At 68.2% G+C, this 13,162-nt stretch carries 11 protein-coding genes; all 11 read right to left on the reverse strand.

Features of this window, described 5'->3' with window-relative positions; translation table 11 throughout:
* Positions 1-195: 195 nt before the first annotated feature.
* Positions 196-1,260 carry an ABC transporter ATP-binding protein gene (locus tag AB0F82_RS12920; protein ID WP_356815330.1) on the reverse strand — a complete coding sequence of 355 codons (1,065 nt, stop codon included), beginning with the start codon at positions 1,258-1,260 and terminating at the stop codon, positions 196-198.
* Positions 1,253-2,236 carry an ABC transporter ATP-binding protein gene (locus AB0F82_RS12925; RefSeq protein WP_362626373.1) on the reverse strand — a complete coding sequence of 328 codons (984 nt, stop codon included), beginning with the start codon at positions 2,234-2,236 and terminating at the stop codon, positions 1,253-1,255. Before AB0F82_RS12925 ends, AB0F82_RS12920 begins: the two co-directional genes overlap by 8 nt.
* A 12-nt stretch (positions 2,237-2,248) precedes the next feature.
* On the reverse strand, positions 2,249-3,175 hold the full coding sequence (locus tag AB0F82_RS12930) for an ABC transporter permease (protein WP_362626627.1): 927 nt from the start codon (positions 3,173-3,175) through the stop codon (positions 2,249-2,251).
* Positions 3,176-3,260: 85 nt separating this feature from the next.
* A complete protein-coding gene (locus AB0F82_RS12935) occupies positions 3,261-4,184 on the reverse strand; it encodes an ABC transporter permease (RefSeq protein WP_362626376.1) in 924 nt (307 codons plus the stop codon).
* A 70-nt stretch (positions 4,185-4,254) separates the two neighbouring features.
* Positions 4,255-5,886 carry a peptide ABC transporter substrate-binding protein gene (locus AB0F82_RS12940; protein WP_362626379.1) on the reverse strand — a complete coding sequence of 544 codons (1,632 nt, stop codon included), beginning with the start codon at positions 5,884-5,886 and terminating at the stop codon, positions 4,255-4,257.
* A 107-nt stretch (positions 5,887-5,993) separates the two neighbouring features.
* Positions 5,994-6,920, reverse strand: a complete 927-nt coding sequence (locus tag AB0F82_RS12945) for a GNAT family N-acetyltransferase (RefSeq protein WP_362626382.1) — start codon at positions 6,918-6,920, stop codon at positions 5,994-5,996.
* A 123-nt stretch (positions 6,921-7,043) separates the two neighbouring features.
* Complete coding sequence (locus tag AB0F82_RS12950; RefSeq protein ID WP_356815324.1) at positions 7,044-8,096, reverse strand: ABC transporter ATP-binding protein; 1,053 nt, start codon at positions 8,094-8,096, stop codon at positions 7,044-7,046.
* Positions 8,089-9,180 (reverse strand): ABC transporter ATP-binding protein, encoded by a 1,092-nt coding sequence (locus tag AB0F82_RS12955; protein ID WP_356815323.1) that lies wholly within the window; start codon positions 9,178-9,180, stop codon positions 8,089-8,091. The genes AB0F82_RS12950 and AB0F82_RS12955 overlap by 8 nt, the downstream gene beginning before the upstream one ends.
* Before the next feature lie 9 nt (positions 9,181-9,189).
* On the reverse strand, positions 9,190-10,113 hold the full coding sequence (locus AB0F82_RS12960) for an ABC transporter permease (protein ID WP_356815322.1): 924 nt from the start codon (positions 10,111-10,113) through the stop codon (positions 9,190-9,192).
* 24 nt (positions 10,114-10,137) lie between these two features.
* Positions 10,138-11,031 (reverse strand): ABC transporter permease, encoded by an 894-nt coding sequence (locus AB0F82_RS12965; protein ID WP_391694212.1) that lies wholly within the window; start codon positions 11,029-11,031, stop codon positions 10,138-10,140.
* A gap of 231 nt (positions 11,032-11,262) precedes the next feature.
* Entirely contained in the window at positions 11,263-12,918 is a 1,656-nt protein-coding gene (locus tag AB0F82_RS12970) for a peptide ABC transporter substrate-binding protein (protein ID WP_362626388.1), read from the reverse strand.
* Positions 12,919-13,162: the final 244 nt, after the last annotated feature.

The following is a 13,162-nucleotide window of genomic DNA, read 5'->3' on the forward strand; positions in this document are numbered from 1 at the left end:
GGCCGGGGAGCGTTTACGCCCCCCGGCCGGCTGTCGGCACCCGCACGGCCGCACGGCACCCAGCCTGCATGCCCCAGATCTCGGGGCAGAAACGGTCAAGTTGCCGACACGTAAACCGAGTTGACGAAGCGCGCGCGCCCCCGCAAGCGGAACGCGACGGGTGGCCGGAAATGATCGGTCGCCGGGGTGAGCGTCTCAGTCCTTGTGCAGTCCCCCGGGCCGGTCGGTCTCGTCCGGCGGTACGTGCGGGACCACCCGCTTCTCCGCCGCGAAGTGACACGCCGAAGGATGCGCCGCCGGACCGGAGGAGAAGACCTCCGGGACCGCGAGCAGCGGGACCTCCGTCGCGCAGCGGTCCTGTGCCTTCCAGCAGCGGGTGCGGAAGCGGCAGCCCGAGGGCGGGTTGGCCGGGGACGGGACGTCTCCGGAGAGGATGATCCGCTCGCGGTGGGCACGGGCCTGCGGGTCGGGGACCGGCACGGCCGAAAGCAGCGCCTGGGTGTACGGGTGGGTCGGGTGCTCGTAGATCTGGCTGTCGGTGCCGATCTCGACGATCCTGCCGAGGTACATGACGCCGACCCGGTCGGAGATGTGCCGGACGATCGAGAGGTCGTGCGCGATGAACACGTAGGACAGGCCGAACTCGTCCTGGAGCTTCTCCAGCAGGTTGACGACCTGCGCCTGGACGGAGACGTCGAGGGCGGAGACCGGCTCGTCGGCGACGATGATCTCGGGCTGGAGGGCCAGGCCGCGGGCGATGCCGATGCGCTGGCGCTGGCCGCCGGAGAACTGGTGCGGGTAGCGGTTGATGTACTCCGGGTTGAGGCCGACGACGTCCAAGAGCTCCTGGACGCGCCCGCGGCGCGAGCCCTTGGGGGCCACCTCGGGGTGGATCTCGTACGGCTCCCCGATGATGTCGCCGACCGTCATGCGCGGGTTCAGCGAGGTGTACGGGTCCTGGAACACCATCTGGATGTTGCGGCGCACGGCCTTCAGGGCGCGCGCCGACAGCCGGCTGATGTCCTCGCCCTTGTAGGCGATCGAACCGGCGGTCGGCCGTTCGAGGTTGACCAGCATCTTGGCCACGGTGGACTTGCCGCAGCCGGATTCGCCCACGATGCCCAGCGTCTCGCCGGCGTGCAGGTCGAAGGAGACCCCGTCGACGGCCTTGACCGCGCCGACCTGCTTCTTGAAGAGGACGCCCCGGGTGAGTGGGTAGTGCTTGACCAGGTCTTTCACCTCGAGGAGGGGCTCAGCCACGGAGGCACTCCTTCCAGAAGTGGCAGGCGCTGGCCCTCGGCACGGGCGACTCCGTCACCGGGTACAGCGGCGGGACGTCGCTGCGGCAGACCTCCTGCGCCATCGGGCAGCGCGGGTTGAAGGCGCAGCCGGGCGGGATGCGGAGCAGGTTGGGCGGCAGGCCCTTGATCGCGTACAGCTCCTGGCCCTTCTGGTCCAGGCGGGGGATGGAGTCCAGCAGGCCGCGCGTGTACGGGTGCGCGGGCGCCTTGTAGATCTCGTGGACCGGGGCCGCCTCGACGATCCGGCCCGCGTACATGACCGCGATCTTGTCGGCGACGTCCGCGACGACGCCGAGGTCGTGGGTGATCAGGATGAGGCCCATGTTGAGCTCTCGCTGCAGCTCTGCCAGCAGGTCCATCACCTGCGCCTGGACGGTGACGTCCAGGGCGGTCGTCGGCTCGTCCGCGATGATGAGCGAGGGCTCCAGGGCCAGGGCCATGGCGATCATGATGCGCTGGCGCATGCCGCCGGAGAACTGGTGCGGGTAGTCCCCCACCCGCTGTTTCGCCGCGGGGATCCGCACCCGGTCCATCAGCTCGACGGCCTTGGCCCGGGCTTCCTTGCGGGAGGTGCCGCGGTGGACCTCGTACATCTCGCCGAGCTGGGCGCCGACGGTCAGCACCGGGTTGAGGGAGGACAGTGCGTCCTGGAAGATCATCGCCATCTCGGCGCCGCGGATCCTGCGCCGTTCGTCCTCCTTCATCTTCAGCAGGTCGCGGCCCTTGAAGAGGATCTCGCCGGCGGCGATCCGGCCGGGCGGTACGTCCAGGATCCCCATCACGGCCTGGGCCGTCACCGACTTGCCGGAGCCGGACTCGCCGAGCACGGCGAGGGTCTCGCCCTCGTCCACCGAGTAGTCGACTCCGTTGACCGCCTTCGCGACTCCGTCGCGCGTTTTGAATTCCACGTGCAGGTCGCGGACCTCGAGCAGCATGTGCGGGGCTCCTCAGCGCAGCTTGGGGTCGAGGGCGTCGCGCACCGCGTCGCCGAGCATGATGAAGGCGAGCACCGTGACGCTGAGCGCGCCGGCGGGCCAGAGCAGCATGTGCGGGGCGTTGCGGATCTGCGAGGCCGCGTTGGAGATGTCGATGCCCCAGGAGACGGTGGGCGGGCGCAGGCCGACGCCGAGGAAGGACAAGGTCGCCTCCAGGGCGATGTACGTACCGAGCGCGATCGTGGCGACGACGATGACGGGGGCGACGGCGTTGGGCGCCACGTGCCGCAGCAGCATCCGGGCGTTGCCGGCGCCCAGGGCGCGGGCGGCCTGGACGTAGTCGTTCTGTTTGGCGGTGATCACCGAGCCGCGGGCGATGCGGGCGATCTGCGGCCAGCCCAGGAGCACGATGAAGCCGACCACGGGCCAGACGGTGGTGCCGGTGACGACGGACAGGAAGACCAGGCCGCCGAGGACGACCGGGATGCCGAAGAAGATGTCGGCGACCCGGGAGAGCAGGGAGTCGCCCCAGCCGCCGAAGAAGCCGGCGAGCCCGCCGAGGGCGGAGCCCAGCAGGGCGGCGCCGAGGGTGGCGCAGACGCCGACGGTGATGGAGGCGCGGGCTCCGTAGACGGTGCGGGTGTACACGTCGCAGCCCTGGGTGTCGTAGCCGAAGGGATGGCCGGGGGCGGAGCCCTGCTGGGACTTGGAGAGGTCGCACTGCAGGGGGTCGCCGCTCGCGATGAGCTGCGGCCAGATCGCGATGACGACGAGGAAGAGGATCAGAGCTGCGGAGACGATGAAGACGGGGTTGCGGCGCAGCTGGTGCCAGGCGTCGGACCACAGGGAGCGAGCCCGCTCCCTGGGGCCGGACGCGCCCGGTCCGGCGGTCTTCTCGATGCCTTCGACGCTCTCTGCCTCGTCGAGCGCGAGATCCATGGGTCCCCCCTGGCCCGTGGGCGAGACGGCTTCCTTGGGGCGGGGGCCGACCGGGTCGTAGCCGGCGGGTCCGGGGCGCTCGGGATCAGGCATAACGGATCCTCGGGTCCAGGACCGCGTAGAGCAGGTCGACGAGCAGGTTCGCCAGCAGGAAGACGATGACGAGGATGGTCACGAAGCCGACGACGGTGGGCGAGTTGTTGCGCAGGATGCCCTGGTAGAGCTGGTAGCCGACGCCGTGGATGTTGAAGATCCGCTCGGTGACGATGGCGCCGCCCATCAGGGCGCCGATGTCGGTGCCGATGAAGGTGACCACCGGGATCAGGGAGTTGCGCAGCAGGTGGCGGGTGACGACCCGGCGGCGGGGCAGGCCCTTGGCGGTGGCGGTGCGGACGTAGTCGGCCTTGACGTTCTCGGCGATGGAGGTGCGCGAGAGGCGCGTGACGTAGGCGAGGGAGACCAGCGCGAGGACGATGCCGGGCAGGATCAGCTCGTTGAGGGGGGCGTCCGGGGAGACGGTGGGCCGCACCCAGCCCCATGTGACGCCGAAGAGGAACTGGAGCAGGTAGCCCGTCACGAAGGTGGGCACCGAGATGACGACGAGGGTGAGCACGAGCACGGAGGTGTCGACGGTCCTGCCGCGGCGCAGGCCGCTGACCACGCCGAGGGTGATGCCGATGACGACCTCGAAGAAGATCGCGACGAGGGTCAGGCGCAGGGTGACGGGGAAGGCGCCGGCCATCAGCTCGGTGACGGACTGCCCGTTGAAGGCGGTGCCGAAGTCGCCCTGGAAGATCTGCCCCATGTAGTGCAGGTACTGCTTCCACAGGGGCTGGTCGAGGTAGAGGTCCTTGCGGATGCGGGCGGCGGTGGCCGGGTCGGGGGCCTTGTCGCCGAAGAGGGCAGCGACCGGGTCACCGAGCGCGTACACCATGAAGAAGATCAGGAACGTGCTGCCGATGAACACCGGGATCATCTGGAGCAGCCGCCGGATCACATAACGTCCCATGGAGTGCTCCATGCTGTTGGCGGGCGCGGCGGGCCCCCCGCGGTGCGGGGGGCCGGGATCCGGGTGGGGGTCAGATCACCTTGATCTGGTCGTAGACCGGGACGCTGAACTGGTTGAGGGCCACGTCCTCCAGCCGCTCGGAGTAGCCGGCGCTGCCGTTCTGGTACCAGAGCGGGACGGACGGCATCTGCTCGGCGAGGATCTTCTCCGACTCCTGGAAGCTGGTGATGGCCTTGGCCGCGTCGCTCTCCTGGTTCGCCCGGTCGATGAGGGCGTCGAACTCCTTGTTGCTGAACTTCCCGTAGTTGGAGGAGGCGCCGGTGTAGTAGAGCGGCTGCAGGAAGTTCTGGATCAGCGGGTAGTCGGCCTGCCAGCCGGAGCGGAAGGGGCCGGTCAGCTTGTAGCTGCTCTGCTGGTTGCGGAAGTCTGCGAAGGTGCCGACCGGGTTGACCGTGCAGACGGGTCCCTCGCCCAGCGCGTTGTTCACGCTGTTGCAGACGGCGTCCATCCAGTCGCGGTGCGAGCCGGTGTCCACGTTGGAGGTCAGCGTGACCTTGCCGCCGGGGAGCCCGCCGCCCTCCTGGATGAGCTTCTTGGCCTCGGCCGGGTCGTAGACGCAGGCGTCGCCGCAGGCGGTGGCGGAGAAGCCGCCCTTCTCGCCGAGCGCCGGCGAGGTCCAGTCCTTGGCGGGGGTCCTGGTCTCCCGGAAGATCTGCTTGGTGATCTCGTCGCGGTTGATGGCCCGCGAGATGCCCTGGCGGACCTTCTCCATGCCGGGCTTGCTCCACTGCGGGTCGTACAGCGGGAAGGTGAGGGTCTGGATGATGAGGGCCGGCTGGTTGATGTACCGGTCGCCGAGGTCGTTCTTGACGTTCTTCAGCTGCTGGGCCGGGACGTCGTCGACGAGGTCGAGGTTGCCGGAGATCAGGTCGGTGTAGGCGGTGTTGTTGTCGGTGTAGACCTTCAGGTCCACGCCGCCGTTCTGCGCCTTGTCCTCACCGGGGTACGCGTCCCACTTGCGCAGCTTCATCCCGGTGCCCTTGCTGTACGAGTCCACCAGGTAGGGGCCGTTGCCGACGGGCTTGTCCAGCCAGGCGGTGTGGTCGGTGAAGAAGGCCTTGGGGAGCGGCGAGAAGGCCTGGTAGCCGAGGGTCTCGGGCCAGGTGGAGAACTTGTTCTTGAGGGCGACGGTGAAGGTCTTGGGGTCCTTGACCACCAGTCCGGACATCGTCTTGGCCTTGGGCTCGCCGGACGTCGGGTGCACGTCGTCGTAGCCGACGATGTCGGAGAAGAACGGCGCGTTGTTCTGCTTGTTGCGCACGTCCGCGCCGTAGTTCCAGGCGTCCACGAAGGACTGCGCGGTGACCGGCTCGTCGTTGCTGAACTTCCAGCCGTCCTTCAGTGTGACGGTGAAGTTCTGACTGTCCGTCGTCTGGATGGACTCGGCGAGCATGTTCTTGGCCTCGCCGGTCTCGGGGTCGTAGCGCTTGAGGCCGCGGAAGAGCATGTCGAGGACCTTGCCGCCCTGAACCTCGTTGGTGTTGGCGGGCTCCAGCGGGTTCTGCGGGTCACCCCACGACGAGCTGACGATCCCTGCTTCGCCACCACCTCCGCCGCTGTCGCTCCCGCCGCCGCAGGCCGTCGCCACGAGGGCGACGGCCACTGCACCTGCGGCCCACTTGGCGTGGGTGGCTCCGCGCATGGAGTGCCTCCTATGGCTCCCAAGACTCACTTAGGGGCCAATGTCACCCTATGTGCGGTCCCCCACGCGCATGGTTGGACCGATTGCACCCTCGCGTCACGCCCCTGTCACCCCTGGGGGTGCAAAGCCAGCTCCCATGCGTCGACGCCGTAGTGCAGGGCCATGCCGTGCGCCTCGTAGAGCGCGAGTGCGCCCGTGGCGTTGTGGGTGTCCACGCCGAGGCCGATGGTGTCGCGGCCGCGCGCCGCGTAGGCGGCGAAGCCGTGGCGCAGCAGGAAGCCGCCGACGCCCCGGCCGCGCACGTCCTTGCGTACGCCTATGTGGCTGATCCAGGCCATGCTCGTCCGGTCGTCCCGGGTGAGCAGTACGGCCACGTCGCCCTCGCCGGGCAGGCTCGCGATCCAGACCAGCGACCAGTCGAGCCCGCGGCCCTCGACGTGGTCCAGCCAGGTCTCGTACGGGCGGTCCACATGGCCGAAGTGGGCGGCGAAGGTCTCCTCGACGAGGGCGTGGACCCGGTGGCGGTCGGCCTCGTCGTCGCCGCACGCCCGCAGGAGGAGTCCGGCGGGCGGGGTGGGCGCGCGGTCGGCGGCCGCGGACAGGGAGCGCGTCATGACCTGGTAGCGGCGGACGGTGCGGTAGCCGCGCCCGGCCAGGAGGGCCAGGTCGATGGTGGGTGCCACGTTGAGCTGGATCTTGAGGGTGCCCGTGCCGCCGGTGATCTCGCGGGCCCGGGCCTCCATGCGTTCCAGCAGCAGCGTCGCGGCCTCGTCGTGGCCGGGCAGGACGTAGTGGTCACCGTCGACGCGGCCGGGTCCGGAGTCCGCCCAGACCATGGCGTAGGCCAGGAGCCGGCCTCCCTCGAAGGCGAGCCAGGAATCGGTGGCCAGGTCCACGTCGGGAGCGTTGAGGTCGGACTCCACGGTGCCGAGGTCGGTTTCGGGCCGGCCGATCTCGATCATGTCCACGGTGTTGAGCAGGGCGCAGATGTCGGTGGCGTCCCCTGGACCGGCGGGCCGTACGGTGATGGTCATTGCGTCACTCTCGGACCCGGGATCCCTGGGTCGCAACCGGTTTGCGCGGTGTCCGACCGCAAAAGGGGCCGGCCCCCGGCGCCGTGGGGCGCCGGGGGCCGGCCGTGGGGTCCAGCGTGTGCGTCAGACGGCCAGGATGGCCTTCTCCTCGGCGAAGTGGCACGCGGAGTTGTGCGCGGCCGGGGTGTCCTGGCCCTTGAAGCGCTCCGGGATCGCCAGCAGCGGCTCCTCGGTGGAGCACTTGTCCTGGGCCTTCCAGCAGCGGGTGCGGAAGCGGCAGCCCGACGGCGGGTTGGCCGGGGACGGGACGTCTCCGGTGAGGATGATGCGCTCGCGGCCCTCGCGGGCGGCCGGGTCGGGGACCGGGACGGCCGAGAGCAGCGCCTGGGTGTACGGGTGGGTCGGGTGCTCGTAGATCTCGGCGTCGCTGCCGATCTCGGCCATCTTGCCGAGGTACATGACGCCGACGCGGTCCGAGATGTGCCGGACGATCGACAGGTCGTGCGCGATGAAGATGTAGGACAGGTTGAACTCGTCCTGCAGCTTCTCCATCAGGTTGATGACCTGGGCCTGCACCGACACGTCGAGCGCGGAGACCGGCTCGTCGCAGATGATGATCTCCGGGTTCAGCGCGAGGCCGCGGGCGATGCCGATGCGCTGGCGCTGGCCGCCGGAGAACTGGTGCGGGTAGCGGTTGATGTACTCCGGGTTCAGACCCACGACGTCCAGGAGCTCCTGGACCTTGCGGCGCCGGTCGCCCTTCGGGGCCACCTCGGGGTGGATCTCGAAGGTCTCCCCGATGATGTCGCCGACCGTCATGCGCGGGTTCAGCGAGGTGTAGGGGTCCTGGAACACCATCTGGATGTTGCGGCGCACGGCCTTCAGCGCGCGGCCGGACAGCTTGGTGATGTCCTGGCCCTTGTAGAAGACCTCGCCGGCGGTGGCCCGCTCCAGGTTCATCAGGAGCTTGGCGACCGTGGACTTGCCACAGCCGGACTCGCCCACGATGCCGAGGGTCTCGCCCTGGTACAGGTCGAAGGACACGCCGTCGACGGCCTTGACGGCGCCGACCTGCTTCTTGAACAGGATGCCCTGGGTCAGCGGGAAGTGCTTGACCAGGTTGCGGACCTGGAGGATCGGCTCGCGCTCGGTGGTCGTCTTGCTGAGCTCAGCCATGGATCTGGTCCTTCCAGAAGTGGCACGCGCTGCCGCGGCCGGGCAGTTCGGTGCCGTCCTGCTCGGTGACCGGGTGCAGGACCGGGATCTCCGTACGGCAGATGTCCTGCGCCATGGGGCACCGGGGGCTGAAGGCACAGCCCGCCGGGATGCGGAGCAGGTTGGGCGGCAGGCCCTTGATCGCGTAGAGCTCCTGGCCCTTCTGGTCCAGGCGCGGGATCGAGTCCAGCAGGCCCCGGGTGTACGGGTGCGAGGGGCGCTTGTAGATCTCGTGGACCGGAGCGGTCTCGACGATCCGGCCCGCGTACATGACCGCGATCTTGTCCGCGACGTCGGCGACCACGCCGAGGTCGTGGGTGATCAGGATCAGGCCCATGTTCATCTCGCGCTGGAGCTCCGCGAGCAGGTCCATGACCTGGGCCTGGACGGTCACGTCGAGAGCCGTGGTGGGCTCGTCGGCGATGATCAGGTCCGGCTCCAGGGCCAGCGCCATGGCGATCATGATGCGCTGGCGCATGCCGCCGGAGAACTGGTGCGGGTAGTCCCCCACGCGCGCCTTGGCGGCGGGGATCTTCACGCGGTCCATGAGCTCGATGGCCTTGACCTTGGCGTCCTTCTTGGACATGCCGCGGTGGACCCGGAACATCTCGCCGAGCTGGTCGCCCACCGAGTAGACCGGGTTCAGGGAGGACAGCGCGTCCTGGAAGATCATCGCCATCTTGTCGCCGCGGAGCTTGCGGCGCTCCTCGTCGGACATCTTCAGGATGTCCTTGCCGTGGAAGCGCACCTCGCCGCCGGAGACGCGTCCGGGCGGGCTGTCGAGGATGCCCATGATCGCCTGCGCGGTGACGGACTTGCCGGAGCCGGACTCGCCGAGCACGGCGAGGGTCTCGCCCGCGCTGACGCTGTAGCTCACGCCGTTGACGGCCTTGGCGACCCCGTCACGGGTCTTGAACTCGACCTGGAGGTTGTCCACCTCCAGCAGCGGCACGGCGGACCCGCCGCCCGTCTCCGCAACGCTGAGAATCTCCGACGTCGTCACGCCGCCACCTTCGTCCTGCTTGCTGATGTTGTCTCGGAGCATCGGGCGGCCCTACCGCAGCTTCGGGTCGAGCGCGTCGCGCAGGCCGTCGCCGACGAAGGCGAAGCCGAGCACGGTGACGACGACGAAGAGGCTGGGGTACAGCCACAGGTAGTCGTGGACGCCGATGAAGGCCTGACCGGCCGCCAGCATGTTGCCCCACTCCGGGACGTCGACCGGGACACCGGCGCCGAGGAAGGAGAGGGCCGCGACGCCGATGATCGTGGTGCCGACGTTGAAGGTCGCGTAGACCAGAACGGGGGTCAGCGAGTTGGGCAGGATGTGCTTGCGGACGATCCGGCCGCCGCTGGCGCCGAGCGCCTTGGCCGCGTGGACGTAGTCCATCTCGCGCACCGACAGGATCGAGCTGCGCAGCAGTCGGGAAACGGTCGCCCACGAGAAGACCGCGAGCGAGATGATCACCGGGGTGATGCCGCGGCCGGTGACCAGGATGATGACGACGGCGCCGATCATCAGCGGGAACGCGAGGAAGACGTCCGCGATGCGCATGACGAGGGTGTCGGCGAAGCCGGCGAAGTAACCGGCGATGGCGCCGAGGGCGACACCGATCAGCACGGCGAAGAAGATCGAGGCGAGGCCGACGAACATGGCCACGCGGGTACCGGCTATGAGGCGCGAGAACATGTCGCGGCCCAGGGCGTCGGTGCCCAGCCAGTGCGTGGCGTTGGGCGACGCGAGGGTGTTCTCCAGGTCCTGCGCGCCGGGGTCGAACGGCGCGAACATGTTGCCGAAGATCGCGGTCAGGAACAGCAGGCAGATGATCACGAGACCGACGACGGCCAGCTTGTTCTGGACGAAGCGGTGGCGGATCTCGGCCCACTGGGTGAGCTGCTTGGGGGTTGCTTCAGGGGCGGCCGGGGTGGCCGGCACGGGGCTCTCGTCCCCGATCGCCGGGCTCTTGACGAGCTCAGACATGAGGAAATCCTCCTTGGGGGGCGGTCAGCTGAGGCGGATACGCGGGTCGAGGGCCGCGTACAGCAGGTCCACGATGAGGCTGAGGACGACGAAGATGGCGACGCTGTAGGTCACCACGCCGATCACGATCGGGTTGTTCTGCTGCTGGATCGCCTGAACCAGTGCCAGACCGACACCGTCCCAGTTGAAGATCGCCTCGGTGATGAGCGCGCCACCGAGAAGTGCGCCGAACGAGATGCCCAGGTAAGTGACAACCGGGATGGACGAGTTGCGGAGCACGTGCTTGAAGAGCACGCGACGGCGCGGAAGTCCCTTGGCCACGGCGGTCTTCACGTAGTCGGCTCGCAGCACCTCGAGCATCGTGCCGCGGGTGAGGCGGGCGACGAACGCGATGTCGGTGATGGCGAGGGTGACCGCGGGAAGGACCATGCCTTCGAGCTTGTCGCCGCCGAGCTGCGGGAACCACTGGAGCTCGACCGCGAACCACTTCATGAGCAGCATGCCGATCACGAACGTCGGGAAGCCGACGGCCATGGTCGTAAAGAATGTCGTGGCCATGTCCAAGATGCTGTATCTGTACAGGGCGGCGATGATGCCGACGCCCATACCGAACACCGTCACGAGAGCGATGGCCAGCAGGGCCAGCTTCGCGGTGTTCGCCAGCTTGGGGCCGAGGATCTCGGACACCTCGCGGCGCTGGACGAAGTCCTCGCCGAGGTCTCCGGTCGCGACCTTCGACACGTAGTTCACATACTGCTCGGGCAGCGACTTGTCGAGCCCGTAACGCGCCTTGAGCTCCGCGACCACCGCTGGGTCACGAGCCTTGTCGCTGCCCGCGATCGAACCCACGGGATCACCGGGGAGAACGAACAGACAAGCGAACAGAACCATGGTCGCGCCGATGAGGACTATGACCATCTGCCCGAGGCGACGGGCGACGTACCTTCCCATGTTTGTGCCTCTCTACCTGGCCGCTTCTGGGAGCAGCGGCCTCCGGCCCAGTGAACGGGCCGGCTCTCGGCCTGCGGGGATTGCCCGCGGATGTGAGGGGTGCCGAAGTAAAAACGGCCTGCCGAGCGGGGCCGCGGCCCACCGGTCACCCGGGGGCCGCGGCACGTTCGCTCCTGACGGATATACCGTCCGAACCGATTACTTCTTGAGCGAGATCTTCTCGAGGATCGGGTCCTCGTTGAAGTTGATGTCGTCCAGACCGTTGAACTTGTCGGTCGCCATCAGGCGGAACTGGGAACGGTTGAAGGTCGGGATGAGGGCCATGTCGTCCATGGCCATCTTCTCGGCCTGCTTGTACATCGCGGTACGCGCGGCCTCGTCCTTGGTGGCGCGGGCCGTGTCGACCAGCTTGTCGAACTCGGGGTTGTTGTAACGGGCGCGGTTGTCACCGCTCACGTTGCCCTCGGCGTCCTTGTTCATCGATGCCGAGTGCAGCAGCGGGAACAGGAAGTTCTCCGGGGTCGGGTAGTCCGCGCCCCAGGCGAAGCGGTAGATGCCGGTGGCCTGGGCGCCCTGCTGCTCCTTGAGCATGCCCGGGAAGTCCTTGCCGTCCAGCTTGACCTTCAGGCCGAGGACGTCCTCGAGCTGACGCGCGACGGCCTGGACCCACTCTTCGTGGCCCGCACCGGTGTTGAAGGAGAACTTGATCTCGCTGCCCGGCTTCAGGCCCGCCTTCTCGGCGTGCTCCTTGGCCTTGGCGACGTCCTGCTTGACGCAGGAGGTGCAGAGGTCCTTCTGGTACGCCTTCGGGAACGCCGGCGGCACGATGGTCGTCGACGGGGTCTGGAAGCCCTGGAAGACACCCTTGGCGATGGCCTGGCGGTCGATCGCGTAGGAGATCGCCAGACGGGCGTCCTTGCTGTTGGTCGGGCCGTTGTCACCGATCGGCAGAACGTAGTTCATGCCGTTGGTGTCCTTGGCGAACCACTTGTTCTGCGGCTTGAACTTCGCCTCGGCCGTCTTCAGCATCGGCGTCGGGATGTGCGCGTAGTCGAAGGTGCCGGCCTGGAAGCCGTCGTACTCGAGCTGGTGCGCGGTCTTGTCGTTGAGGAGGGTGACCTGGACCTTGTCCAGCTTCGCCTTCGTCAGGCCGTAGTCGTCGTTGCGGACGAGGTTGATGGCCTTGTTGTGCTCCCAGCTGCCGTCCATCTTGAACGGGCCGTTGCCGACGGGGGCCTCGCCGAACGCCTTGTCCTCTTCGCCGACCTTGGCGACCTTCGGGACGGGGCTGTAGGCGGTGTGCGCCGTCTTCAGCACGAACTCGCAGTCGGCCTTGGACAGGTCGACCTTGATGGTGTGCGGGTCCGGGGTGGTGACACCGGAGAAGGTCTTGGCCGAGCCGTCCTGCAGCTCCGCGTAACCCTTGATGCCGGCGAAGTGGTACGCCACGTCGGACGCGGCGGCCTTGTGCGCGGAACGCGCCCAACCGCGGGCGAACGCCTCGGCGTCGACGACCTCGCCGTTGGAGAACTTGGTGTCCGCCTTGACCTTGAAGGTCCAGGAGGTGCAACCCTCGTCCGAGCTCGCCGACTCGGCCAGCGCGGGCTCGGCCAGGCCGTCCGGCGTGTTCGAGTACAGGCCGGTGAACAGGGCGTTGGACAGCAGGATGCCCGTGGACTCGTGGGCACGCCCCGGGTCGATGGTGTCCGGCTCCGTGCTGCCCAGGCGGAACGTGCCGCCGCCGGCAGAGTTGCCCTTGTCCTTGCTGTCACCGTCACCGCCGCCACAGGCGGTAGCGGTCAGGGCGACGAGAACCGCGCCCACGACCCACTTGGCGCTCTTGGCACCGCGCATGGGTTTCCTCCTCATGAGTCCACTGATCGACTTGAGGGGCATGAAAACCTCGCCGACACCCCTGACGGCGAATGGTTTCCTGCCCATAGTGTGCTCGTGAGTCGGCGCGATCCCCACATCGCGTGACCCATTGACCCGAGCTCAATGGAGCCATCCTCAGGGACTGCCAGGCCGTAAACCACACTTAAGTGGTCTCGTTTTCACAACATCGATCCGCAGCAGAAACCCGAAATCCGGACAAACG

The sequence above is a fragment of the Streptomyces virginiae genome (genome assembly GCF_040638905.1).
GTDB lineage: Bacteria > Actinomycetota > Actinomycetes > Streptomycetales > Streptomycetaceae > Streptomyces > Streptomyces virginiae_B.

What these genes read in the sequence shown, in the direction of transcription:
- AB0F82_RS12925 (WP_362626373.1), bottom strand. Translation starts at nt 2,236, where the DNA reads ATGCTGCTCGAGGTCCGCGACCTGCACGTGGAATTCAAAACGCGCGAC.
- AB0F82_RS12930 (WP_362626627.1), bottom strand. Translation starts at nt 3,175, where the DNA reads ATGGATCTCGCGCTCGACGAGGCAGAGAGCGTCGAAGGCATCGAGAAG.
- AB0F82_RS12935 (WP_362626376.1), bottom strand. Translation starts at nt 4,184, where the DNA reads ATGGGACGTTATGTGATCCGGCGGCTGCTCCAGATGATCCCGGTGTTC.
- AB0F82_RS12940 (WP_362626379.1), bottom strand. Translation starts at nt 5,886, where the DNA reads ATGCGCGGAGCCACCCACGCCAAGTGGGCCGCAGGTGCAGTGGCCGTC.
- AB0F82_RS12945 (WP_362626382.1), bottom strand. Translation starts at nt 6,920, where the DNA reads ATGACCATCACCGTACGGCCCGCCGGTCCAGGGGACGCCACCGACATC.
- AB0F82_RS12950 (WP_356815324.1), bottom strand. Translation starts at nt 8,096, where the DNA reads ATGGCTGAGCTCAGCAAGACGACCACCGAGCGCGAGCCGATCCTCCAG.
- AB0F82_RS12955 (WP_356815323.1), bottom strand. Translation starts at nt 9,180, where the DNA reads ATGCTCCGAGACAACATCAGCAAGCAGGACGAAGGTGGCGGCGTGACG.
- AB0F82_RS12960 (WP_356815322.1), bottom strand. Translation starts at nt 10,113, where the DNA reads ATGTCTGAGCTCGTCAAGAGCCCGGCGATCGGGGACGAGAGCCCCGTG.
- AB0F82_RS12965 (WP_391694212.1), bottom strand. Translation starts at nt 11,031, where the DNA reads ATGGTCATAGTCCTCATCGGCGCGACCATGGTTCTGTTCGCTTGTCTG.
- AB0F82_RS12970 (WP_362626388.1), bottom strand. Translation starts at nt 12,918, where the DNA reads ATGCGCGGTGCCAAGAGCGCCAAGTGGGTCGTGGGCGCGGTTCTCGTC.